Consider the following 21,664-nt stretch of genomic DNA (forward strand, 5'->3'; position numbering starts at 1 on the left):
AACCACTTGCGAATCTCTGGCTGAGTGTTTCGAAACGAGTGATGTTGACCGGTCTGCTCGCAATAACTAACCAGTTCAACTTTGGCAACATCGACACCAATGATGAATGGCTTCGCTGGCATTGCCATCAGTTGAGCTCCCACGCTATGGTTTTTAGGCTCGGAGGGGTTCACCAAGAGGCGCTGACTTGCTCCTATCGTCGCTTGCAAACGATGCATTCTTTATCGGCGCTTTGGTGAAGGGGTGGGGCGAGGTCTCCTACCGTCTGTACTGCTGCGAACAGTCAGAATTGGCTTTGTCGTCCCACCACCCCTTCGAGTATCACCATACAAGGGGCTTCAGCCCCGAGCTCTTTGTTTGCCTTGATAAAAAGCTCGGGGCTGAAGCAGATCGCCGCCCGGCCCCTCCTACGGGTTACGCGAACGGCTGCTTCTGCCTTGTAGCAGCCTGTTGATGTCGCTTAAAAAGACCGCAAACAGATCCTTAAAGCAAAATGCCCTTGTCCCGAGCCCGCTCGTGGCAAAGCTGCAGCACCTGACGACGCTCGTCGTTTTCCATGCGGCTCCAGCGGGTGATCTCGTCGACGTTGCGCTGGCAACCGATGCAGATGTCCTCTTCATCCAGCGCACAGACATGCACGCAGGGCGAGGCGACCGGGCGTTCGAGGCTTTGCATCAGTCGTCCTGCTCGGCCAGTTCAGTGGCGTAGCGCTTGGCGTTGTGCACGTAGTGGGCGGCGCCGGCTTCGAGCATCTTCTTCTGCGGTTCGGTGAGCTCACGCACCACCTTGCCCGGCGAGCCCACCACCAGCGAGCCATCGGGAATTTCCTTGCCCTCGGCGATCAGCGCGTTGGCGCCGATGATGCAGTGCTTGCCGATACGCGCACCGTTGAGCACCACGGCGTTGATGCCGATCAGGCTGTAATCGCCTACCGTGCAGCCATGCAACATGGCGTTGTGGCCAACGGTCACGCCGGTACCCAGGGTGAGTGGCGAGCCTGGGTCGGTGTGCATCACCGCGCCGTCCTGCACGTTGCTGTTCTGGCCGATATGAATGAGTTCGTTGTCGCCACGCAGCACGGCGCCGAACCACACGCTGGCGCCCTCGTCCAGGCGCACGTTGCCGATCACCGTGGCGTTGGGGGCGATCCAGCTTTGTGGATGCTGTTCGACGCGGGCTTTGCCCAGGCGGTATTTCATGACGGGAGTCTCGCAGGCAGGTTCACTTGAGGTGAATGTAGTGCTCGGGCGGGCGGCGCATGTCGATGTCAGCGTCGTAAACCAGGTTGACCAGCTCGACCAGCATGATCGCCGTCAGCCCCCAGATCTTGTACTCGCCGTAGCGATAGCTCGGCACGTACCAGCTTTGGCCGAGGTAATCGATGCGGTGAGTAACCTCGCGGGGGTCATTGCGAAAGAACTCCAGCGGCACGGAAAACACCGCGGCGATCTCGCCATCGTTGGCCTGGTAGTCGACGAAATCCGGCACCACGCCGACATAGGGCGTGACCTGAATGCCATGGCGCGACACCAGGGTGCCCAGCGGCCCGACGATCTCTACCAGCCCCGGCGGCAAGCCGATTTCTTCTTCGGCCTCGCGCAGGGCGGTTTCTATCAGGTCATTATCTTCCGGATCACGCCGGCCACCTGGAAACGCGACTTCGCCGCCATGGGTGGACAGGCCGCTGGCGCGCAGCGTGAGCACCACTTCGGGCTCGTCGCTGCGGGTGATGGGCACCAGCACCGCCGCTTCGGGAAAGCCCTCCTGGATTTCCATGAAACGTGGGCTGTAATTACGAACGCGTTGGAGTAACTCGTCCAGCATGGGCATTCTCGGCATTCTTCTGCGCCGGATAATGGCATGAAAGCGTGGCGCTGCCCAACCCTGCGCTGCCAGAGTCAGCGCAGGGCCAGTGCATCAGCTCTTGAGGCGATAACCGGTTTTGAAAATCCACCCTACGGTCAGGATACAGGCCAGCAGAAAGCCCAGGATCATCCCCAGGCTGACCATCACGTTGACGTCCGACACGCCGTAGAAGCTCCAGCGAAACGCGCTGATCAGGTACACCACCGGATTGAACAGGGTCACCGTCTGCCATACCGGCGGCAGCATGCTGATCGAGTAGAAGCTGCCGCCGAGAAAGGTCAGCGGCGTGACGATCAGCGCCGGGACGATCTGCAGCTTTTCCCAGCCATCGGCCCACACGCCGATGATGAAGCCGAACAGGCTGAAGGTCAGCGCCGTGAGCACCAGGAAGGCCAGCATCCACACCGGGTGCAGAATCTCGAAATCGACGAACAGCCGCGCCGTGGCGAGAATGATCAAACCGAGCACGATGGACTTGGTGGCCGCCGCGCCGACGTAACCGACGAGAATCTCCAGGTAGGAAATCGGCGCCGACAGCACTTCGTAGATGGTCCCCGAATACTTGGGCATGTAGATGCCGAACGAGGCGTTGGAAATGCTCTCGGTCAGCAGTGCCAGCATGATCAGGCCGGGAATGATGAAGGCGCCGTAGCTGACGCCGTGCACCTGGGTCATGCTCGAACCGATGGCCGAGCCGAACACCACGAAGTACAGCGAAGTGGTGATCACCGGGGTGGCGATGCTCTGCAGCAGAGTGCGCCAGGTGCGCGCCAGCTCGAACAGGTAGATGGCGCGGATCGCGTAGAAATTCATGCCTGCTCCTTCACGAGACTGACGAAAATATCTTCCAGCGAGCTCTCGCTCGACTGCAGGTCCTTGAAGGCGATGCCATGCTGGGCCAGGGCCTGCAGCAGCTCGGCGATGCCGGTGTCGTCCTGCTGGCCGTCGAAGCTGTAGACCAGCTCATGGCCGTCATCACGCAGTTGCAGGTCATCGCGCTGCAGCGCTGGCGGCAGCTCGGCGAGCGGCTGTTGCAGGTGAAGGGTCAGCTGCTTCTGGCCGAGCTGGCGCATCAGGGTGTCCTTGTCCTGCACCAGGATGATCTCGCCCTTGCGGATCACTCCGATGCGGTCGGCCATCTCCTCGGCCTCCTCGATGTAGTGGGTGGTGAGGATGATGGTCACGCCGCGCTCGCGCAGCTTGCGCACCATGTCCCACATGTTGCGGCGCAGCTCGACGTCGACGCCGGCGGTCGGCTCGTCGAGAAACAGGATCTCCGGCTCGTGGGACAGCGCCTTGGCGATCATCACCCGGCGCTTCATGCCGCCGGACAGCTCCATGATCCGCGCGTCCTTCTTTTCCCACAGCGACAGGTCGCGCAGCAGTTGCTCAAGGTAGGCGTTATCCGGCGACTTGCCGAACAGCCCGCGGCTGAAACGCACGGCCGCCCAAACGCTCTCGAAACCTTCGTTGAACAGCTCCTGAGGCACCAGGCCGATCTTCGAGCGCGCTGCGCGGTAGTCGCGCAGGATGTCGTGGCCGGCGACCATGACCGAACCGCTGCCCGGATTGACGATGCCGCAGATGATGCTGATCAACGTGGTCTTGCCTGCTCCATTGGGGCCGAGCAGCGCGAAGATCTCGCCCTTGCGGATATCCAGGTCGATGGATTTGAGCGCCGGGTGGCCGGACGCGTAGGTCTTGTTCAACTGCTGAATGGAAATGACCGGTTGCACGATACGCCTCGATCCTGAAAACAGCGGCCCATTGTAAAGAAATGTTGCCCTGGGCGCTGCGCCGCCCGGCGATCACGGCCATGCCGACACGAGCTCGGCTGCTGCCTTCAGCAGCCAGGCTGGCGAAAGATGATCGCGGCGCCATGCACCGAATTCGGAACACGGGCACGACAACCGAGTCCGATACACGGCACACTCACCTACTTCACCGCGAACCCTTCACACACAAGGATCATGCAATGGCTTTCAAACACCTGATTGGCGGCGCCGCTCTGCTCGCCCTGCTCGCCGGCTGCAGTTCGACCGACACAGCACCCACCCAGGCGTCGAAACCCGCCAACAACAATGGCAAGTGCAGCGCCGAAGCTGCCCAGAACCTGCTCGGCCAGATGGCCAGCGCCGAAGTGGTCGAAAAGGCCCGTGAACAATCCGGAGCCCGCACCGCCCGCGTGCTGTCGCCTGGCGACATGGTGACCCTGGACTACGATTCCCAGCGCCTGAACATCGACATCACCGAAGCCGAAATCATCGAGCGCATCACCTGCGGCTGATTCGCCACAGCGCCAGGCATCTGCGGCACAATCGGGCCACTTCCATATCACCAGGGATTGGATCTGGCCCATGCAGATCGATGAAGAACTGACGCTCAAGAAGCTGGAAATCTTCCTGGCGTTCATGCGCAGCGGCAACCTGGCCCGTGCCGCCAGTGAGCTCAACACCAGCAACGTCAGCGTGCACCGCGCCATCCACTCGCTGGAAAACGCCCTGCGCTGCCCGCTGTTCAAGCACCAGGGCCGCAACCTGATTCCCCTGGAAAGCGCCTACGTACTCGAAGAAAAAGCCCAGAAGCTGATCCAGGACGCCCAGGACATGGTGCGCCTGGCCCGCGAGGCCGCTGGTTTCAGCGCCGAGCGCTTCAAGCTCGGCTCGCTCTACTCACTGACGGTCAAGACGGTTCCGCAATTGATCATGGGCCTCAAGCTGCGCCGTAGTGAGCTGAATATCGATCTGATCCTCGGCTCCAACGTCGACCTGATGTACAAGCTCAAGAACATGGAGCTTGACGCCATTCTCATCGCCCTCGATGACAGCGTCAGCGACCCGGACTGCGAACAGCTGCCGCTGTTTTCCGACGATATCTTTCTGGCGGCGCCCAACGATTCGCCCTTCGCCGAGCACACCGATGTGGATCTGGCGGCCCTGGCCGACGACACCTTCATTACCCTGACCCAGGGCTACGCGACTTTTCGCGATGGCGAGCGGGTCTTCGAGCAGGCTGGTTTCGAGCCCAAGGTAGCGATGCAGGTGAAAGACATCTTCACCCTGCTCAGCATGGTCAGCTCCGGCGTCGGCTATGCGCTGCTACCGGGGCGTGTGGCAGCGGTCTATGAGAACCGTATGAAGTTGATTCCACTGCAGGCCAAATACCAGATGCAGCAGCACATTGGCGTGGTGTTTCTCAAGACCCGGGAACGCGATCCGAACCTGCTGGCACTGCTCGCCGAATGCCGGATGTACAGCCGCCAGGCCTGATGTGCAGCAGGGCACCCCGATTTGCCGAACCGCGACATCCACCGGAATAAAAAAGCCCGCCATGACGGCGGGCAAACAGCATCAACCCATCAAGCCACGCATCAGGAAGTACAGCAGCGATGGCCCCAGCAGGCAGCCCAGCGCGGTATAGAAGGCCGCGGTCAGGCAGCCATAGGGCACCAGCTTCGGATCGGTGGCTGCCAGGCCACCGGCCACACCGCTGGAGGTACCCATCAAGCCACCGAAGATCACCGCGCTGCGCGGATTGTTCAAACCGATGTAAGGCGCCACGAAGGGCGTGGCCACCATCACCAGAATCGCCTTGATCAGCCCCGCGGCAATGGACAGCGCCATCACGTCGGAGCTGGCGCCCAGCGCCGCGCCAGTCACCGGGCCGACGATATAGGTCACCGCGCCGGCGCCGATGGTGGTCAGGCTGACCACATCGCTGTAGCCGAAAGCCATGGCCACCGCCACACCTGCGACGAAGGACGATCCGACGCCGACGAACAACGCCAGCACCCCGGCAAACCCAGCGCGCTTGAGCTCGTCGACACTGACGCCAAAGGCTGTGGCGACGATGGCGAAGTCGCGCAACATGGCCCCGCCCAGCAGGCCAAGGCCGGCGAACAGGGGAATGTCGACCAGACCCTTCTGCCCACCGGTGTAGATGCCGCCGATATAGGACAGCACCAGTCCGAGCAGAATGGCGATGGCCGAACCATGCAGACGCCCCTTCGTGAGCGTGTTGGAAAGCCAGTAGGACAGCCACATGGTGACGCCGATAATGGCGAAGCTGCTGAGCATGGCGTAGCTGTCGACCACTTTCATCATCGATTCATACATGGAGGTCACCGTGGCGCTTTGTTCAGGGGCTGGGAAACAACCTTCGCCTCGACGGCCTGCGTCGGTTGCTGGCCGAGCCGGCACAGCACGGGCACCAGAGCGAAACCGAGAACGACAGCGAGGGTGCCTGCGATGATCGCCATCGGCCCACCGCTCAGCGCGCCGTAGACGTTCTGCTGGGCCGCCATGGCCACTACGATGGGAATGTAGATGGCGCTCCAGAACTCCACGCCCTGCTCGGACTTGCTACTGAGCAGGCCGCGCTTGCTCAGGTAACTGCCGAGGAATATCAGCAATATCATGGCGATGCCTACCCCGCCGACATTGGCGGGTACACCGATCAGTTTGCCCAGCAGTTCGCCGACGAAGATGCCGGCCAGCGTACAGATCGCCAGGAAGGCGACACCATAGATGATCATTGTTGTTGTCCTCGTTTTACGTGTCGAAGTGTTGTTGTTTTTGTGCTTCGCCAAGCACGCTGGCCCCGTGGTAGAGGCTCACCTCCTGACGCCCGTGGCGCCAACTGGCTGTTGTTGCTCACTCGATTGCTAATGGTCCGAACCACGGCTTACAAGGTGAAGATCAATTGCTCCTGAAAGATAGAAGTGTGTTCACCGGCAGTCCGCTCCCTGCACCTGCAGGTGGCGACCAAAGGCCGCCACCTGCGCGGCTTACATCCAGCCTGGCACCACGAATATCAGCCAGGCCAACAGGGGGCCGAAAGCTACCACCAGCCCGCTGTAGACCAGGAAACGACGGAACAGCGCTTCACGCTCTTCCTTCGCCGCTGAAGCCACCACCAGCGCACCGTTGGTGGAGAACGGACTGACGTCCACCACCGTGGAAGATATCGCCAGCGCGCAGATCACCCCGGCCGCGCCGAGCTGGCCCTGCATCAGGAACGGCACCGCCAGCGGAATGGTGGCGCCCAGCACGGCTGCCGAAGACGCAAAGGCCGAGACAATGCCACCGACATAGCAGACCAGCAGCGCCCCCAGGAGCGGAATGCCGATGGCACTGACGCCATGGCCGACGAAATCCACCGCACCGGCCTTCTGCAACACGGCCACATAGGTCACCACACCGCTGATCAGCAGCACCGTGGACCAGCTGATGCCATCCACCGCACCTTTTTGCGCAGACGGAGAAACCAGCGCGATGGCGACCGCGACGGTGATCGCCACCAGACCGACGTTGAGGTCGTACACCAGCGCCGCGATACCCAGCCCCAGCAGCCCGACCAGGGTGATCAGGTGATCGCGGTTGATGCGCACTTCATCCAGCGCCTGCGGGTTGTTGGAAAGCGTGCCGCCGCCTGCACTGACCACCGCGCCATGACCTTCGATGGCGAACTGCCGCGACGACGCCTGCACACCGGCGATCAACGGCTCATCTGCCACGGCACGGCCACGGCGCAGCAAGGCGATGCCGCCAAAGGCGAAGAAGCAGATGAACGCCATCAGCAGGTTGAAGCCCAGGCTGGTGAGAAATACCGCCATTTCGGTAACGTCCAGCCCCGCCTTCTGCACCACCTGATTGGTGATGCCGCCATACACACTGATCGGCGAGAAGCCGCCCGCCTGAGCGCCGTGGATCACCAGCAACCCCATCATCAGCGGGTTGATTTCGTACTGTTTGGCAAAGCGCAGCGCGACCGGTCCGATGATCGCCACCGCCGCCGGCCCCAGCGCACCGAACGCGGTGAGCACCGCGGTGACGATGAACATTACCCACGGAATGGCCACGATATGGCCGCGCACGCCTTTGACTGCCCAGTGCACCAGCAGATCGATGGTGCCGTTCTTCTGGGCGATGGCGAACAGATAAGTGATGCCGACCAGCGTCAGGAACAGATCAGCGGGAAAGCCTGCGAGAATCTCCTTGCCAGTGGTGCCGACCCAGATGCCGCCCACGATAAAGGCCAATGCAAAGCCGACTGCGCCCATGTTGATGGGCAGCGCCGTGGCCACGATAAACATGATCACCAGACCGACGATGGTTGCGATTTCCGGACTCATACGCCCTCCGAATACACCTGGTTCGGTTGACTCGACGACGACGCACCACTCATGGGTGCTGTCTGCCCTTGCGATTGCGCGCGCCTGCTCATGCGCGCCTCCGGACTACGCCTACTGGTGACACAGGAATCTGCGGAGTACTGAAACCGGCCTGGGGGAATATGGCGAAGGGGATTCTTCGGTAGGTGATCATTGTTCTTATCCTCGTGACGCATCGAAGTTATTGTTCTTGTGCTTCGGCAATCGGACGTTTGTTATCGGCTCTGGCTCACCTCCTGGCGCAACAGCGCCTCCAGGGTATCCAGGCGCGCGCCCTGAAAGGCAACGACCATTGCCGGCTCGAACACACGCCGGGCCAGGCCACTGAGCACGCTGCCGGGCGGCAGTTCGAGGTGCAGCCGCACGCCCCGCTCGAACGCCGTTTGCAAAACGCCAGCCCAGTCGACGATCCGGCACATGTTGTTGGCCAGGTCGTCACGCAGGGCCTCGGGCTCGCTCAACAGCCGCGCGGTACTGCCGCTCAGGTAGCGAACGGCAGGTCGCCGCAGTTCGACATCGGCGAACGCTTCGCCCAGCCTCGCCGCCGGTTCGGCGAGCAGCAGGCAATGCGAGGGCACGCTGACCGCCAGCGGCTTCACCGCCCCAGCCCCGGCCGCCCGGGCGCGCTCCCCCACAGCCTGCATCGCCGTGTGACTACCGGCGATCACCAGCTGGTTTTCGGCATTGATGTTGGCCAGGAACACCGGCGACTGCGGGCCATTCACCTCGGCCAGCAAGCGCTCGATGGTATTCAGGTCGAGGCCGAGAATTGCCGTCATGCCGTAGCCCTCGGGATACGCCTGCTGCATCAGCTGGCCACGCAGGGCCACCAGCCGCAGCGCATCGGCGAAACTCAGGGCCTCGGCGACCACCGCTGCGGCATACGCGCCGATGGACAGGCCCGCGACGTAATCGGCCGCCAGACCACGGGCCTTCAACAGTCGCGCTCCCGCCACCCCGGCAATCAGCAGGCACAGCTGGACGGCGCGGGTGCCTTGCAACGCCTCGGCAGAATCCAGCTCGGCAAGGGGCTGGCCGAGCACTGCTTCGGCTTCCGCGAGGCACGCGGCAACGATGGGGTCAGCCGGCAAGCTGTGCAGCATGCCGGGCTGCTGGGCGCCTTGCCCCGGAAAAGCCCACAGCGCGCTCATGCCGCCACCTGCTCGAGTTGCCACGGGTCGCTGACCAGCAGCGGGCCGTTCTGGGTTTTCAACAACACGCGCGGCGCCTCGCCGGCCCATTCACGCAGCGCCACGGCGCCATGGGGTGTTTCCAGTTGCAGGTCGATACACCCCGGCGCGCCGTCCAGCAGGTGGCACAGGGCACCGGCCCACGCCCGAGACAGAGGGTGGGGGGCGCGCAGCGACAGGTCGAGGTCGCTGTCCGGGTGCGCGGCAGCGATGCCGCTGGCCAGCTCGAAGCCCAGGCTACCAGTGACGCCCCAGGCCAGGCCCTGGGCGTCGAGACGTGGCGCCAATTGGCTGAGAGCCCGCAGCGCCGGCCAATTGGGCTGGGCATGACGGCGCCAGCGCCCGGCCCTGGCCACCGCCTGGGGGCTGACCAGACGACTGATGTCGGTCAGGCGCATCCAGGCCGCATACCGTTGTTCACGCGCAGCGCCGCGTACACCCACCGCGACCCAACCAGGCTCGGCCGGCGCACGACGCACCACCACCGGCACATGCCCGCCCAGGGCAGCGCGAGCCCAGACCGGCGCCTCCTGGGGCAGGTGCTCGGGGCGCAGGCCCCAGAGCAGGTCATGTGGACGGGGGCAATGCATGATCGGCTCCTACCACTGCGCGCGCAGCAATTCGCGGACCTGCGAAGAGGCCGCACGGTTGGTGGCGCCCAGACGGTTGCGCAAGTCACGGGGGCTGGCGGCGATATCGGCCAGCGCGCGGCCCAGGGCACCCTGCACATGGGTCAGGTCGGCAGCCGTAGGCTGCGTAACCTGCTCGACGTCGAGCACTTCGGCGAGCAGGCCGAGCGAGGCGTAGTTATCCAGGTCATAAGCCATTGGCGGCACGCTGGCGGCCAGCGCTTCCAGCTCATCGACGCTGCGCAGGGTGATGCGCGCGGCAGCGGCCTTGCCCATGGCGTGCACCATCACCCCGGCATCGCGCAGGGCGATCAGCCGATTGGCTTGGTAGCCGTGGGCGAGAAAGGCGCCGGACATGGCCTTGCCGACCAGCAAACCGACCACCCCATGGCCGGCCAGACGGGCACGGGCATAGGCGTCCACTGCGCCGGCCAGGGCCTGATGAATGCCGTAGGCTTCTTCGCGGCGGCCATAGGCCTGGCTCGGCACGTCGACGATGGCGATCAGTGCGCGCTTGTACGCCTTGTCGCGATCCGCCTCGATGGCCTCGTCGACCGCCTGGGCCAGGCCCCAGCCTTCGAGCAGGCCGACCTCGCCGTTGCGAGCCCGGGGAAAGGGGTTGCCGGCATCGGCGATCACCGCCAGATAGCGCACCGGCTGGCCGGCCAGCTCGCCGTCGGCTACCCGTAGCGAGGCGGGCAGCCCGGAAATCGGCTGCGCGTTGCCGGCCAAGGCGTTGAACCAGTGCAGGCCGCGTTGTTCCAGTGCAGTGGTCATGGTCATGCTCCCTGGTAGGCGCTGCGCACGGCAGCGGCATCGGCCTGGATCGAGGTGTCGACGTCACGCAGGCGCTGCAGGAACCAGGCATGGCGACGGCTGCGCTCAAGCTCAGGTTTGCCCTTGGCGAACAGCCCATGCAGCTCGCTGCGAATGGCCTCAACGTCATCACTCACGTAGCCATCGACCAGGCCGCTGGCGTGGCGCTGCTCGCCACCGGTCAGGCTCCAGATAAACGGACGGTCGCGCGAATCGTATTCGTCCAGCCCGGCCTCCTGCTCGATCACTTGCGGGCCATTGAGGCCCAGGCGCGCCTCACGGGTGACCAGCAGGTAGCTGCACAGCCCGGCGGCGATGGACATACCGCCGAAGCAGCCGACCGGGCCGGCCACCAGGCCGATCACCGGCTGGTACTGGCGCAGGTCGACGATGGCGGCCTGGATCTCGGCGATGGCGGACAGGCCCAGATTGGCTTCCTGCAGGCGCACGCCACCGGTTTCCAGCAGCAGCACGGCGCGGGTCGGCGTGCCGTTACGGTTGTCTTCGGCGGCCAGTTCCAGGGCGCCCGCGATCTTCGCGCCACCTACTTCCCCCAGGCTGCCGCCCTGGAAGGCGCCTTCGATGGCGATCACCACCGCGGGTTGGCCGTCGAGCGAACCCTTGCCGACCACCACGCCGTCATCGGCTTGCGGCACGATGCCCTGCTTCGGCAGCCAGGGTGACATCAGCCGGGCGAAGGGATCGACCAGCTCACGAAAACTGCCGGCATCGAGCAGCGCGCGCGCCCGCTCGCGGGCACCAAGCTCGGTAAAGCTGCGCTGCGCCAGCAGGCGCTGGATGTTCTGATCAGCCATGGTTGAGTTCCTCCAGGCCCTGCTCCAGACGCAAGCGCACCACGCCGGGAGTAGCGCCGAAATCGTGGATGGCGATGTTCAGCGCCGGCAGTTGCTGCTCGCCGAACATGCGCTCGAACAGCAGTTGCCAACGCGGTGCGCTGCCGTTGACCGAGGTCACCACCTGGATCGCCAGGGTGCCGGCCTGGCCGGGCTCGAGCATCACCTCCAGGTCGCCGGAACCGACGCAGCCCACCAGCGCGCGGCCCTGAGCCGGTTGGCCGGCGGGAAATCGAAAAGACAGGGTTTCCATTTCACAGACTCCCAAGCTGCGCCGGCAGGCCATGCTGCAGGCGGTCGAGGAACAGGGTGGCGGCGAGCAGATCGGCAGCGCCGCCAGGCGATGCGCGCAGATGCAGCATGTCGCGTTCGAGGTCACGCAAATGGCGACGGCCGTCGAGGCTGGCGCAACCGCCGGCAGCGAGCACCGCGCGGGCGCCGCTCTGCACGCTGACCAGCCCGGCCATGCCGGCGCGATAGAGCACGCAGGTGTCGGCCAGCTGGGTCATGATCGCCAGCAGCGCATCGAGACGGGCGTTCTGCTCACCTGCACCGGCGGCACGGCTGCGCGCCAGTTGTGGCAGCGCCTGCTGGATCACCGCAGGGAAACCGAGCTGCGCCTCCTCGCGCGCCCCATGCACGCCGTACAGACGGCAAACCTGGGCACCATGACTATCGCCAGTGACGGGCGCAGCGCGGTCGTTGAGCAGGGCCAGACGCGCAGCGCGCAGGGCGACCTGTGCAGGCGCCAGCTCACTGGGATCCAGCGCGGCGGCAGCACTAAGCAACCCCAGCGCCCAGATCGCGCCGCGATGGGTGTTGACGCCGCCGGTGACGCGCAGCATCTCCACCTCGCCTTCGCGGCCGATGCGGCCGACGTCCTCGCGCAGTTGCAGGCCGATCGCACCGCGATGCTGCGCCGCCTCGGCCATGGCCTTGAAGCTCGGCCACAGGGCCAGCGCCGAGGCATGCATAAGCCCCAGGTGCAGGTCGGTATGGGCGCCGCTGCCACGCCGGTCGACCAGCCCCGGCTTGGGCGACAGGTCGGCCTCGTCGATCAGCGCGTCTACCGCTAAATCAGCCAACCAGTCGCTCACTGAGAGCTTTGGCTGTAATGCATTGAGTGCATTCATCACCAGCTCCTGAACTTGGCGGGCGGGTTGTAGAGGCCACCCGACCATTCGACCAACTCGGCGATGCTCTTGGCCGCGAGCAGTTCGCGGCTGGCATCGGTGCGGCGAATGCCGAGGTCTTCGGGCAGCGCGATCAGCCCTTCGCGGCGCATGCGTGCGGTTTCTTTCGGGTCATGGCGCAGGCCGATGGCGGTGACGCCGGCGACCGCGGCGATCATCGCCTGGCGCTCTTCCAGGGAGCGCGCCTTGTACAGGTAGGCGATGCCTTCCTCGGTGAGCAGATGGGTGACGTCGTCGCCGTAGATCATGATCGGCGCCAGGGGCATGCCGGCCTTCTTCGCCACGTCCACGGCATCCAGACGCTCGACGAAAGTGGGCTTGCCGCCCTCCTGGAAGGTCTCGACCATCTGCACCACCAGCTTCTTGCCGCGTTCGAGCAGGGTCACCGGGCCTTCGCCGCCTGGCGTGGCCATGTCCAGCCAGGCCGGCGTACTGTGGCGACGACCGCGCGGGTCATGGCCCATGTTCGGCGCGCCGCCGAAACCGGCCAGGCGGCCACGGGTGACGGTGGAGGAATGGCCATCGCCGTCCACTTGCAGGGTGGCACCGATGAACAGGTCGACCGCGTACTGCCCAGCCAGCTGGCACATCAGGCGGTTGGAGCGCATCGAGCCATCGCGACCGGTGAAGAACACGTCCGGGCGCTGGGCGATGTAGCCCTCCATGCCCAGTTCGGTGCCGAAGCAGTGCACACTCTCCACCCAGCCGCTCTCGATGGCCGGGATCAGCGTCGGGTGCGGGTTGAGCGTCCAGTTGCGGCAGATCTTGCCCTTCAGGCCCAGGGATTCACCGTAGGTCGGCAGGATCAGCTCGATGGCGGCAGTGTTGAAACCGATGCCGTGGTTGAGCGACTGCACGTTGTGTTTTTCGTAGATGCCACGGATCGCCATCATCGCCATCAGCACGTGCACCGGCTTGATATGGCGCGGGTCGCGGGTGAACAGCGGCTCGATGTAGAACGGTTTGTCGGCCACCACCACGAAGTCGACCCAGGACGCCGGGATGTCGACCCGCGGCAGTTCGTCGACGATCTCGTTGACCTGGAAGATCACGATGCCGTCGCTGAACGCCGTGGGTTCGACCAGCGCGGGGGTGTCTTCGGTACTCGGGCCGGTATAGATGTTGCCGTGGCGGTCGGCCTGGAAGCCGGCGACCAGGGCGACGTTGGGGATCAGATCCACCAACAGGCGCGAGTAGAGCTCGATGTAGGTGTGAATGGCGCCGACTTCCAGCAGGCCGTCTTCGAGCAGCTGGCCGATACGCAGGCTCTGCGGGCCGGCGAAAGAGAAGTCGAGCTTGCGGGCGATGCCGCGCTCGAACAGATCGAGATGCTCGGCGCGACTAACGCTGGGCATGATCATGTGCAGATCGTGGAGGCGACTGGGATCGACCTGGGCCAGCGAGCGGGAGAGGAAATCCGCCTGCTTCTGGTTGTTGCCTTCGAGCACCACGCGGTCACCAGGCGCGATCAAGGCTTCGAGGGCCGCGACGATCTTGTCGCCCGGCAGCACCACACCATCGGCGAGATGACGCACCTGGTCGAGCCGCCGTACTTTCTCGGCTCGGCGCCGCGACCATTGCGGCGGTGGGGATATTGTTGTTGTCATTGAAGACTCCACGAGTTCCGCTGTCGTGGAGGCACCTTAGAAGTCGCGGCGAACGCCATCAATCAAGCCCGACGGTAGATCGTTACGCTCAGATTAACAATCCATGGCGGTTAACAGCCGCGGCGTAGACCGGGCATACTGCGCCACCGTTCTCCCCTCGCCCGGCTCGTCATGCGCATTCACGTCACCTTCATCGATCGCGTTGGAATCACCCAGGAAGTGCTCGCCCTGCTAGGCAGTCGCAACCTCAATCTCGACGCCGTGGAGATGGTGCCGCCCAACGTCTACATCGACGCACCGACGCTCAGCGCCGAAGTGCTCGACGAACTGCGCGATGCACTGTTCAAGGTGCGCGGCGTGCAGGCGGTGACGGTGGTCGACATCCTGCCGGGGCAACGTCGGCGCCTGCAGCTCGACGCCTTGCTGGCCGCCATGAGCGATCCGGTGCTGGCGGTCGATGGCGGCGGCCGTGTGCTGCTGGCCAACCCGGCGCTGATTGCCCTGTGCGGCCGGGAGCCGGAGGGCGAAGCGTTGGGCGAGCTGTTCGCCGACGCCGATCTGCATCAGGCGCTGCTCGACCAGCAGTTTCGCCTGCCGCTGCGCGAGGTGACGCTCAACGGCCAGGCGTTGTTGCTCGACGCCGCGCCGATCAGCGAAACCGCCGAAGCCGGCCAGTTGGCGGGTGCCCTGCTCACCCTTTACGAGCCCAGCCGCATCGGCGCGCGCCTCGCCGCGCTGCACCACGATCATGCCGAGGGATTCGATTCGCTGCTGGGCGACTCGCTGCCCATCCGCACCCTCAAGGCTCGCGCCCAGCGAGTGGCGACGCTCGATGCACCACTACTGATCCACGGCGAAACCGGCACCGGCAAGGAGCTGGTCGCGCGTGCCTGCCATGCCCTGAGCCCACGCCATGGCGCACCGTTCCTGGCACTCAACTGCGCGGCTTTGCCGGAAAGCCTCGCCGAGAGCGAACTGTTCGGCTACGCCCCCGGCGCCTTCACCGGCGCCCAGCGCGGCGGCAAGCCCGGGCTGCTGGAGCTGGCCAATCACGGCACGGTCTTTCTCGACGAGATCGGCGAGATGTCGCCGTACCTGCAGGCCAAGCTGCTGCGCTTTCTCAGCGACGGCACCTTTCGCCGGGTCGGTGGCGACCGCGAAGAGCGCGTGAACGTGCGCATCATCAGCGCCACGCACCGCGATCTGGAACGCATGGTCGCCGAGGGCGAATTTCGCGAGGATCTGTTCTACCGCCTGAACGTGTTGAACCTGCAAGTGCCGCCGTTGCGAGAACGCGGCCAGGACATCGTGCTGCTGGCTCGTCATTTCATGCAGCAGGCCTGCGCGCAGATTCAGCGCACCCAGTGCCGCCTGACGCCGGACACCTATCCGGCCCTGCTCGGCAATCGCTGGCCAGGTAACGTGCGTCAGTTGCAGAACGTGATCTTCCGGGCTGCCGCCATATGCGAAAGCAATCTGGTGCAGGTCGATGATCTGGACATTGCCGGCACGGCAGTGGCTCAGCAGCAATCGGGAGGGGAAGTGATCAGCCTGGAGGCGGCTGTATCGGCATTCGAGAAGGAGTTGCTGGAACGGCTCTACGTCAGCCATCCCTCGACGCGCCAATTGGCGGCACGCCTGCATACGTCACACAGTGCGATCGCCACGCGCCTGCGCAAATACGGAATCAAGGCCACTCGCTAGGGCCTGGCCATGGGCGGGTGTTCCCAACCCCTTGGGGTAGAAACACCCACGCCGATGAGCGCTTACTGGCTGGCGCCGCCGCCAGTGCCACCTGCACCGCCGCTACCACCGGTGCCGCCACCCATGCCGCCGCCGGTGCCGGTACCTGTCCCGGTGCCCGAACCGCCGGTGCCGCCACCGTTGGTACCGGTGCCGCCAGGCATCGGATCGGAACCAGCGCCCGTGCCATTGCCGGTCCCCGTTCCGGTGCCCGGGGTGGTGCTGGTGCCATCGGTACCAGGCGCAGGAGTGCCCGGGGTCATCATGCCGTTATCGGTAGGCGGGGCACCCGGTGTGGTCGACGGCTGCGGCGTAGTGGTGCCCGGGGCCGGCGCGCTGGAATCCGCAACGGCAGGCAGAACGGCACCGGCTAGCAGGCCGCTAAGTACGAGGGCAGGAATCTTCATCTTGTTCATTGTCGTCACCTTTCATCCAGTTGGTGGGCAAGCTCATCCGCTTTCTTCAATGAAAGCGAACGCTCCCTACACCCGACTGGCCGAGGTTCGACAACGTTCGTAAATCAGGATAAACGGTCGTTTTCCTGCAACATCTCGACAAATTCGCCGATCCACGGCTCCGCATCCTGCTCCGGCGTGACGCTTTCGCTGGCATCGATACGCAGCATCGGCAGCACTTCGCGCACGCCCAGTTCGCCATACAGTTCGCGGGCCTGTTCGCCGCCTGCGCAATAGGTATCGCCATAGCTGGAGTCGCCCAGGGCGATCACCCCGCCCGGCAGACCACTCCAGGCCGGCAGCTGATCGCGGATATGGTGATACAGCGGTTGCAGGTTATCCGGCAGCTCACCCATGCCGGTGGTCGACGTCACCACCAGAAAGGCTTCAGGGGCGAAAGCCTTGACCTCATCCAGTGTAGCGCGCGGGTTGTGCCAGGCTTGGATACCGGCCTTTTTGAGCAGCGACTCGGCATGCCGGGCCACTTCTTCAGCAGTGCCGTAAACCGAACCGGAAAGAATCGCGACTTTCATGAAAACTCCATCGATTAGAACTGCGCGCCATTATGCCGTATCACGCGGCGCTGCCGCGCACAGCGAAGCGGCATTAGGAGTACCTCTGATAGACTGGCGAAAATCGACGGGGGCGCTTGTGATGATCAATGCCAACTTGCTGCAACGGGTGGTCGAGGCTTCAAACGACGGCATCGTGGTCGCGGAACAGGAAGGCGATGACCACATTCTCATCTACGCAAACCCAGCCTTCGAAGCACTGACCGGCTACAACGGCGAAGAGATCCTCTATCAGGACTGCCGATTCCTGCAGGGCGAGGAGCGCGATCAGCCCGCCTTAAAGCTGATCCGCAAGGCCATCCACAGCCGCCAGCCCTGCCGTGAGGTGATTCGCAACTACCGCAAGGACGGCAGCACCTTTTGGAACGAGCTGTCGATCACCCCGGTTTTCAACGAAGCCGATCAGCTGACCTACTACATCGGCATCCAGAAGGACGTCAGCGAACACGTCGCCAATCAGCAGCGGGTCAAAGACCTCGAAGCCGAGCTGATGCAGGTGCGCGCCGAACTGGCAACGCTTAAAAACGCTCGGTAGCGGTAACGAAAGGGGTTGCGAGTTGTCACAAGGGAGCCCCACTCCCTTGCGTAGAAGCAGTCATGCAAGACTCGTCGCTGTTAACCCCGCTCGAAATGGAATTCATTCAACAGCTTACGGAAAGCGCTCCCACACCCGCCGAGCCAGAACCGGTTCTGCAGGTCGATGCTGCACGTCAGACCGCTGAGCTGCTGGCCAGTTGCGCTGCCAAGGAGCAGTTGACCATCGAAGCGCACATCGACAATCAACGCCTGACCTTCAAACCGCACCTGGTCACCGATGCCCATAACACACCGCATCTGGAGCTGGGCGTGCCGCAGATTTTCGAGGAAGGTTCCTTCAACCGCGCCTGGCGCCTGCCACTGGACCCGCCGCAGCCGTTACTGCGCCGTGACGGCCAGCCGAGCAGCCTGGAGATTCATGAACTTTCACTGAGCGGCCTGCTGGTGGCGCAAACCGCCAAGGCCTCGCCGCCGGAGCGCTTCAGCCTGGGTTTGGATATCGAGGATATCGAGCCGGTGATCCTGCAGGGCAGCCTGGTGCGCATTACCGACGAGGGTATGCTGGCCTACGAACTGGCGCTCGACGAAGACAGCAGCGAGCGCCTGCAGGCGCACCTGTACCAGCAGCACCGCAAGCTCTACCCCGAAGCGCACAGCCTATAAGAGGCCACTCAGGTATCCAGCCGCCCCGTCAGAAACTGCCGCAGACGGCGTCTGATCAGTCGCCCGTCGCTTCCCAGGCAAGCGATGGCCGAGCCGCGGAAGGTATCCTCCAAGAGATCGGCACCCTCGCCTACGATGGCCAGCGGGCATTCCAGGCTCATCGACAGGCGCTCCAGCTGTTGCGCGGTGTCGGCGGCCGGCGCTTGATTGGAAAACACCACCACCGCCACCGGTTGCATCTTGTCGCATACCTGCGGCAGCTCTTCCAGCGCTTGCCCAATGCCAAGTACATGCACCGCGGCGTCGGCCGGATTGAGCAACAGCCCGGTCACCAGCAACTCCAGCTCGCGGCAGCGCCCCGGCAACGCCACCAGCAACAGGCGACGGCCTGGCTCGTCCCGCAGGTTGTGCAGGCGCTGCAACACCCGGGTGCGCAGGTAGGTGTCGAAGAACAGCCACTCGCTGCCGTAGCCCGGCCGCCCGTAACGCAGCAGCAAACGCTGCCAGAGCGGCATGATGATGTCTTGAAAGGTCACTGCTTGCGGATAGCTGGAAAACACCTGGCCGTAGACCCGATCAAGCTCGGCCTCGTCGAATGCCTGCACAGCCGCCAGCAGTCGCGTTTGCCACTGCGCCCACTCACCCGAGGTGGCCGATTCGTAAGTCGGCGTGATGCTGGCCTGAGTGGTTTCATTGCGCGCCAGGATGCGCCCAACCTTGCTAACCGGCACGCCGCGCTCGATCCACGCCAGTACGCTGCGCACCATTTCCACGTCTGCCGGGGAATAAAGCCTGTGGCCACTGTCGGTGCGAACCGGCTGAATGAGGCCGTAACGCCGCTCCCAGGCGCGCAGCGTCACCGGGTTCACGCCAGTCAAGCGCGCCACCTCGCGGATCGGGAACAAGTCCTCTTCCTTAAAGGCATTGACGTTGAAAGGTGCGGAACCAACCAGATCGGACATAGAAAAAACCGTTGCTGAGGTCAGGATTTCACAAGTCTACTCCAGCTCGGGCCGCCATTGACGTTACTTGTACAAGCCCTGTACAGGCGATAAGAACTCCCGACTGCTGTGCTCCCTAACGAATCCAGACTGCCCAAGCCGGTGCAAAGTTGAAGTGAATCGCGGGTAGCTGACTGGCGAATGCCGCTTTGGCCGACGAACGGCAAATTGCCTCTCGTCCCTGTAGATGCAGGCACCTGGCCATATTTTTCAGTTTGCCCGCAAAGGCCTCTAGCTAATTGGCCGGAAATAGGAATAATCCTTGCTGCAATCACGACGCGGCTCAACACCCCGAACCGCGTCTATCGCCTGGCCCTACCCTGGTCATGTGCTCAGCAGGAGATACACGATGTCTACCGAACCGGTCACCCTCATGGTGGCGCGCCGCGTCGCTGGCGAGCGCTATCACGACTTCATCGCCTGGCTGCGCGAAGGCGAACAACTGGCTACCGACTTTCCCGGCTATCTGGGTTCGGGCGTACTCGCCCCGCCGCCCGGCGACGACGAATTCCAGATGATCTTCCGCTTCACCGACGAGCACACCATGGCCACCTGGGAGCACTCCGCTTCGCGCCGGACCTGGCTGGAGCGCGGCAAGGGCCTGTTCGCCCAACCCCACGAACATCGTGCCCTGGGTCTGGATGCCTGGTTCGGTAGCGGCATGCGCCAGCCGCCGCGCTGGAAGCAGACCATCGCCATCTGGCTGGCGTTCTTTCCGGTTTCGCTATGTTTCAACCTGTTGTTTGGCGGTCTGCTGGCCGATGTGCCACTGGTCACCCGCATATTGCTAAGCACCCTGGCGCTGACGCCGCTAATGACCTACCTGTTCATTCCGCTGGTCACCCGCATGCTCACCCCGTGGCTGCAAGGTACCCGCAGTCCAACAATACCGCGCCGCGCGAGCCCTTCGGCAAACAGTTGAATCAGTACGCCGTCGCCTTACGGTGACGGCATTTCACTTTCACGTAGAAGTCGAAGGGTTGTACAGGTTGTACGGCTGCTATAACGTTGTACAACCTGATTAGCCGGCATGCATTGCGGCGCCTCCTTCGTTCACCTGCGGTCGACTTCTATGAGCGCCAGCAACGCCCCGATTCTGATCACCGGTGCCAGCCAGCGCGTCGGTCTGCATTGCGCCGAACGCCTGCTCGACGACGGCCATCAGGTGATTCTCACCTTTCGCAGCGAAAGACCTGCTCTGCTACGCCTACGCGAGCGCGGTGCGCTGACCCTGCAAGCCGACTTTCGCGACGAAGCCAGCATCCTGGCCTTCATTACCGAGCTGAAAAGCCATACCGATAGCCTGCGCGCCATCGTGCACAACGCCTCGGCCTGGTTCGCCGAGGCGCCCGACGAGGAGGCCTCGGCCTTCACGCAGCTGTTCACCGTGCACATGCTGGCGCCCTACCTGATCAACCTGCACTGCGCCGAGTTGCTGCAGCGCAGCGAGCAGGCAGACATCATCCACATCAGCGATGACGTGGTGCGCAAGGGTTCGAGCAACCGCCCGGCCTACTGCGCCAGCAAGGCCGGCCTGGACAGCCTCACCCTTTCGTTCGCGGCCCGCTTCGCGCCCGGTATCAAAGTCAACGGCATCGCCCCGGCGCTGTTGATGTTCAACGAAGAAGACGACGCCCAATACCGCGCCAAGGCCCTGAGCAAATCCGCCCTGGGTTTCGAACCCGGCCCCCATGTGATCTACCAGAGCCTGCGCTACTTGCTGGACAACCCCTACATCACTGGCACCACCCTGACCGTGAACGGCGGCCGACATCTCAAATGAGCCGCTTTGAGGACCCGACGATGAACCCATTACTGCCCAACCATTACCGTGAAATCCTCGTTGGCCTCGGCGAGAATCCCGAGCGCGAAGGCCTGCTCGACACGCCCAAGCGCGCCGCCAAGGCCATGCAGTACCTGTGCAACGGCTACGAGAAGAGCCTGGAGGAAGTCGTCAACGGCGCGCTCTTCAGCTCGGAAAGCGATGAGATGGTGATCGTCAAGGACATCGAACTTTATTCGCTGTGCGAGCACCACCTGCTGCCTTTTATCGGCAAGGCGCACGTGGCTTACATCCCCACCGGCAAGGTGCTCGGCCTGTCGAAGATCGCGCGTATCGTCGACATGTACGCGCGCCGCCTGCAGATCCAGGAAAACCTCACCCGGCAGATCGCCACCGCCATCGAACAGGTCACCCAGGCCGCCGGCGTGGCCGTGGTGATCGAAGCCCAGCACATGTGCATGATGATGCGCGGCGTGGAGAAGCAGAACTCGGTGATGAGCACCTCGGTGATGCTCGGCGCCTTCCGCGAGTCCTACAATACCCGTCACGAATTCCTGCAACTGATCGGACGGAGCAAGTAAAC

26 protein-coding genes and 1 pseudogene are annotated in these 21,664 nt (G+C 63.8%); 8 read left to right on the forward strand and 19 right to left on the reverse strand.

Translation table 11 applies throughout. The features are described from left to right. The 6 genes and pseudogenes from BM279_RS23475 to BM279_RS21910 form a co-directional block, all read right to left on the reverse strand. Positions 1 to 218: pseudogene (locus BM279_RS23475) on the reverse strand (hypothetical protein); the annotation flags it as partial. 265 nt (positions 219 to 483) lie between these two features. Beyond that, complete coding sequence (locus BM279_RS21890) at positions 484 to 675, reverse strand: DUF1289 domain-containing protein (RefSeq protein ID WP_093507356.1); 192 nt, start codon at positions 673 to 675, stop codon at positions 484 to 486. Beyond that, on the reverse strand, positions 675 to 1,199 hold the full coding sequence (locus BM279_RS21895) for a gamma carbonic anhydrase family protein (RefSeq protein ID WP_093507358.1): 525 nt from the start codon (positions 1,197 to 1,199) through the stop codon (positions 675 to 677). Before BM279_RS21895 ends, BM279_RS21890 begins: the two co-directional genes overlap by 1 nt. A 22-nt stretch (positions 1,200 to 1,221) precedes the next feature. Continuing rightward, a complete protein-coding gene (locus BM279_RS21900; protein WP_093507510.1) occupies positions 1,222 to 1,824 on the reverse strand; it encodes a CoA pyrophosphatase in 603 nt (200 codons plus the stop codon). Positions 1,825 to 1,917: 93 nt separating this feature from the next. After that, a complete protein-coding gene (locus BM279_RS21905; RefSeq protein ID WP_013790475.1) occupies positions 1,918 to 2,679 on the reverse strand; it encodes an ABC transporter permease in 762 nt (253 codons plus the stop codon). Next, complete coding sequence (locus tag BM279_RS21910; protein WP_093507360.1) at positions 2,676 to 3,602, reverse strand: ABC transporter ATP-binding protein; 927 nt, start codon at positions 3,600 to 3,602, stop codon at positions 2,676 to 2,678. Before BM279_RS21910 ends, BM279_RS21905 begins: the two co-directional genes overlap by 4 nt. 239 nt (positions 3,603 to 3,841) lie before the next feature. Here BM279_RS21910 and BM279_RS21915 point away from each other — a divergent pair, with 239 nt between their 5' ends. Together BM279_RS21915 and BM279_RS21920 are read left to right on the forward strand one after the other, a co-directional pair. Beyond that, complete coding sequence (locus BM279_RS21915; protein WP_013790473.1) at positions 3,842 to 4,153, forward strand: I78 family peptidase inhibitor; 312 nt, start codon at positions 3,842 to 3,844, stop codon at positions 4,151 to 4,153. 70 nt (positions 4,154 to 4,223) lie between these two features. Continuing rightward, positions 4,224 to 5,135 (forward strand): LysR family transcriptional regulator, encoded by a 912-nt coding sequence (locus BM279_RS21920; protein ID WP_093507362.1) that lies wholly within the window; start codon positions 4,224 to 4,226, stop codon positions 5,133 to 5,135. An 81-nt stretch (positions 5,136 to 5,216) separates the two neighbouring features. Here the strand turns inward: BM279_RS21920 and madM are convergent, their stop codons facing one another. The 10 genes from madM to mdcA all read right to left on the reverse strand — a co-directional run bounded on the left by madM (position 5,217) and on the right by mdcA (position 14,327). After that, positions 5,217 to 5,981 (reverse strand): malonate transporter subunit MadM, encoded by a 765-nt coding sequence (gene madM, locus BM279_RS21925; protein WP_093507364.1) that lies wholly within the window; start codon positions 5,979 to 5,981, stop codon positions 5,217 to 5,219. Positions 5,982 to 5,986: 5 nt separating this feature from the next. Next, entirely contained in the window at positions 5,987 to 6,400 is a 414-nt protein-coding gene (gene madL / locus BM279_RS21930) for a malonate transporter subunit MadL (RefSeq protein WP_093507366.1), read from the reverse strand. A gap of 252 nt (positions 6,401 to 6,652) precedes the next feature. Further along, a complete protein-coding gene (locus tag BM279_RS21935; protein WP_093507368.1) occupies positions 6,653 to 7,999 on the reverse strand; it encodes an SLC13 family permease in 1,347 nt (448 codons plus the stop codon). Between the two features lie 254 nt (positions 8,000 to 8,253). Then, positions 8,254 to 9,189, reverse strand: a complete 936-nt coding sequence (mdcH, locus tag BM279_RS21940; RefSeq protein ID WP_093507370.1) for a malonate decarboxylase subunit epsilon — start codon at positions 9,187 to 9,189, stop codon at positions 8,254 to 8,256. Next, entirely contained in the window at positions 9,186 to 9,818 is a 633-nt protein-coding gene (locus tag BM279_RS21945) for a malonate decarboxylase holo-ACP synthase (RefSeq protein ID WP_093507372.1), read from the reverse strand. The genes mdcH and BM279_RS21945 overlap by 4 nt, the downstream gene beginning before the upstream one ends. A gap of 9 nt (positions 9,819 to 9,827) precedes the next feature. Continuing rightward, on the reverse strand, positions 9,828 to 10,634 hold the full coding sequence (mdcE, locus tag BM279_RS21950) for a biotin-independent malonate decarboxylase subunit gamma (protein ID WP_093507374.1): 807 nt from the start codon (positions 10,632 to 10,634) through the stop codon (positions 9,828 to 9,830). Between the two features lie 2 nt (positions 10,635 to 10,636). Continuing rightward, positions 10,637 to 11,488, reverse strand: coding sequence for a biotin-independent malonate decarboxylase subunit beta (locus tag BM279_RS21955; protein WP_093507376.1), 852 nt, complete (start codon positions 11,486 to 11,488; stop codon positions 10,637 to 10,639). After that, positions 11,481 to 11,780, reverse strand: a complete 300-nt coding sequence (locus tag BM279_RS21960) for a malonate decarboxylase subunit delta (RefSeq protein ID WP_093507378.1) — start codon at positions 11,778 to 11,780, stop codon at positions 11,481 to 11,483. Before BM279_RS21960 ends, BM279_RS21955 begins: the two co-directional genes overlap by 8 nt. A gap of 1 nt (position 11,781) precedes the next feature. Continuing rightward, the gene (locus BM279_RS21965) at positions 11,782 to 12,660 is read right to left on the reverse strand and encodes a triphosphoribosyl-dephospho-CoA synthase (RefSeq protein WP_093507380.1); all 879 of its coding nucleotides are present in this window, start codon (positions 12,658 to 12,660) and stop codon (positions 11,782 to 11,784) included. Continuing rightward, complete coding sequence (mdcA, locus tag BM279_RS21970; protein WP_093507382.1) at positions 12,660 to 14,327, reverse strand: malonate decarboxylase subunit alpha; 1,668 nt, start codon at positions 14,325 to 14,327, stop codon at positions 12,660 to 12,662. Before mdcA ends, BM279_RS21965 begins: the two co-directional genes overlap by 1 nt. Positions 14,328 to 14,498: 171 nt before the next feature. Here mdcA and BM279_RS21975 point away from each other — a divergent pair, with 171 nt between their 5' ends. Continuing rightward, positions 14,499 to 16,031, forward strand: a complete 1,533-nt coding sequence (locus BM279_RS21975) for a sigma-54-dependent transcriptional regulator (protein ID WP_093507384.1) — start codon at positions 14,499 to 14,501, stop codon at positions 16,029 to 16,031. A gap of 62 nt (positions 16,032 to 16,093) precedes the next feature. Here the strand turns inward: BM279_RS21975 and BM279_RS21980 are convergent, their stop codons facing one another. Then, positions 16,094 to 16,486: a hypothetical protein gene (locus tag BM279_RS21980; RefSeq protein WP_093507386.1), complete on the reverse strand. Its 393-nt coding sequence runs from the start codon at positions 16,484 to 16,486 to the stop codon at positions 16,094 to 16,096. A gap of 104 nt (positions 16,487 to 16,590) precedes the next feature. Further along, on the reverse strand, positions 16,591 to 17,058 hold the full coding sequence (locus tag BM279_RS21985) for a flavodoxin (RefSeq protein WP_093507388.1): 468 nt from the start codon (positions 17,056 to 17,058) through the stop codon (positions 16,591 to 16,593). A gap of 121 nt (positions 17,059 to 17,179) precedes the next feature. On the opposite strand from BM279_RS21985, the gene BM279_RS21990 reads away from it, so the two are divergent. Further along, positions 17,180 to 17,632 (forward strand): PAS domain-containing protein, encoded by a 453-nt coding sequence (locus tag BM279_RS21990; RefSeq protein WP_093507390.1) that lies wholly within the window; start codon positions 17,180 to 17,182, stop codon positions 17,630 to 17,632. Between the two features lie 62 nt (positions 17,633 to 17,694). After that, positions 17,695 to 18,297: a hypothetical protein gene (locus BM279_RS21995; RefSeq protein WP_093507392.1), complete on the forward strand. Its 603-nt coding sequence runs from the start codon at positions 17,695 to 17,697 to the stop codon at positions 18,295 to 18,297. An 8-nt stretch (positions 18,298 to 18,305) separates the two neighbouring features. Here BM279_RS21995 and BM279_RS22000 read toward each other — a convergent pair whose 3' ends face one another. Continuing rightward, positions 18,306 to 19,259, reverse strand: coding sequence for a MerR family transcriptional regulator (locus tag BM279_RS22000; protein WP_093507394.1), 954 nt, complete (start codon positions 19,257 to 19,259; stop codon positions 18,306 to 18,308). Between the two features lie 388 nt (positions 19,260 to 19,647). Here BM279_RS22000 and BM279_RS22005 point away from each other — a divergent pair, with 388 nt between their 5' ends. From BM279_RS22005 to folE, 3 genes are all read left to right on the forward strand, one after another. Beyond that, entirely contained in the window at positions 19,648 to 20,220 is a 573-nt protein-coding gene (locus BM279_RS22005; protein ID WP_093507396.1) for a putative antibiotic biosynthesis monooxygenase, read from the forward strand. 150 nt (positions 20,221 to 20,370) lie between these two features. Beyond that, entirely contained in the window at positions 20,371 to 21,081 is a 711-nt protein-coding gene (gene folM, locus BM279_RS22010) for a dihydromonapterin reductase (RefSeq protein WP_093507398.1), read from the forward strand. A gap of 20 nt (positions 21,082 to 21,101) precedes the next feature. Next, complete coding sequence (folE, locus tag BM279_RS22015; RefSeq protein WP_093507400.1) at positions 21,102 to 21,662, forward strand: GTP cyclohydrolase I FolE; 561 nt, start codon at positions 21,102 to 21,104, stop codon at positions 21,660 to 21,662. Positions 21,663 to 21,664: the final 2 nt, after the last annotated feature.

Origin of the sequence: Phytopseudomonas straminea, assembly GCF_900112645.1 — a bacterium.
In the GTDB taxonomy this organism is placed as follows: Bacteria; Pseudomonadota; Gammaproteobacteria; order Pseudomonadales; family Pseudomonadaceae; genus Aquipseudomonas; species Aquipseudomonas straminea.

Coding starts and splice junctions, on each gene's coding strand:
- BM279_RS21890 (WP_093507356.1), bottom strand. CDS start 675: ATGCAAAGCCTCGAACGCCCGGTCGCCTCGCCCTGCGTGCATGTCTGT.
- BM279_RS21895 (WP_093507358.1), bottom strand. CDS start 1,199: ATGAAATACCGCCTGGGCAAAGCCCGCGTCGAACAGCATCCACAAAGC.
- BM279_RS21900 (WP_093507510.1), bottom strand. CDS start 1,824: ATGCTGGACGAGTTACTCCAACGCGTTCGTAATTACAGCCCACGTTTC.
- BM279_RS21905 (WP_013790475.1), bottom strand. CDS start 2,679: ATGAATTTCTACGCGATCCGCGCCATCTACCTGTTCGAGCTGGCGCGC.
- BM279_RS21915 (WP_013790473.1), top strand. CDS start 3,842: ATGGCTTTCAAACACCTGATTGGCGGCGCCGCTCTGCTCGCCCTGCTC.
- BM279_RS21920 (WP_093507362.1), top strand. CDS start 4,224: ATGCAGATCGATGAAGAACTGACGCTCAAGAAGCTGGAAATCTTCCTG.
- madM (WP_093507364.1), bottom strand. CDS start 5,981: ATGTATGAATCGATGATGAAAGTGGTCGACAGCTACGCCATGCTCAGC.
- madL (WP_093507366.1), bottom strand. CDS start 6,400: ATGATCATCTATGGTGTCGCCTTCCTGGCGATCTGTACGCTGGCCGGC.
- BM279_RS21935 (WP_093507368.1), bottom strand. CDS start 7,999: ATGAGTCCGGAAATCGCAACCATCGTCGGTCTGGTGATCATGTTTATC.
- mdcH (WP_093507370.1), bottom strand. CDS start 9,189: ATGAGCGCGCTGTGGGCTTTTCCGGGGCAAGGCGCCCAGCAGCCCGGC.
- BM279_RS21945 (WP_093507372.1), bottom strand. CDS start 9,818: ATGCATTGCCCCCGTCCACATGACCTGCTCTGGGGCCTGCGCCCCGAG.
- mdcE (WP_093507374.1), bottom strand. CDS start 10,634: ATGACCACTGCACTGGAACAACGCGGCCTGCACTGGTTCAACGCCTTG.
- BM279_RS21955 (WP_093507376.1), bottom strand. CDS start 11,488: ATGGCTGATCAGAACATCCAGCGCCTGCTGGCGCAGCGCAGCTTTACC.
- BM279_RS21960 (WP_093507378.1), bottom strand. CDS start 11,780: ATGGAAACCCTGTCTTTTCGATTTCCCGCCGGCCAACCGGCTCAGGGC.
- BM279_RS21965 (WP_093507380.1), bottom strand. CDS start 12,660: ATGAATGCACTCAATGCATTACAGCCAAAGCTCTCAGTGAGCGACTGG.
- mdcA (WP_093507382.1), bottom strand. CDS start 14,327: ATGACAACAACAATATCCCCACCGCCGCAATGGTCGCGGCGCCGAGCC.
- BM279_RS21975 (WP_093507384.1), top strand. CDS start 14,499: ATGCGCATTCACGTCACCTTCATCGATCGCGTTGGAATCACCCAGGAA.
- BM279_RS21980 (WP_093507386.1), bottom strand. CDS start 16,486: ATGAACAAGATGAAGATTCCTGCCCTCGTACTTAGCGGCCTGCTAGCC.
- BM279_RS21985 (WP_093507388.1), bottom strand. CDS start 17,058: ATGAAAGTCGCGATTCTTTCCGGTTCGGTTTACGGCACTGCTGAAGAA.
- BM279_RS21990 (WP_093507390.1), top strand. CDS start 17,180: ATGATCAATGCCAACTTGCTGCAACGGGTGGTCGAGGCTTCAAACGAC.
- BM279_RS21995 (WP_093507392.1), top strand. CDS start 17,695: ATGCAAGACTCGTCGCTGTTAACCCCGCTCGAAATGGAATTCATTCAA.
- BM279_RS22000 (WP_093507394.1), bottom strand. CDS start 19,259: ATGTCCGATCTGGTTGGTTCCGCACCTTTCAACGTCAATGCCTTTAAG.
- BM279_RS22005 (WP_093507396.1), top strand. CDS start 19,648: ATGTCTACCGAACCGGTCACCCTCATGGTGGCGCGCCGCGTCGCTGGC.
- folM (WP_093507398.1), top strand. CDS start 20,371: ATGAGCGCCAGCAACGCCCCGATTCTGATCACCGGTGCCAGCCAGCGC.
- folE (WP_093507400.1), top strand. CDS start 21,102: ATGAACCCATTACTGCCCAACCATTACCGTGAAATCCTCGTTGGCCTC.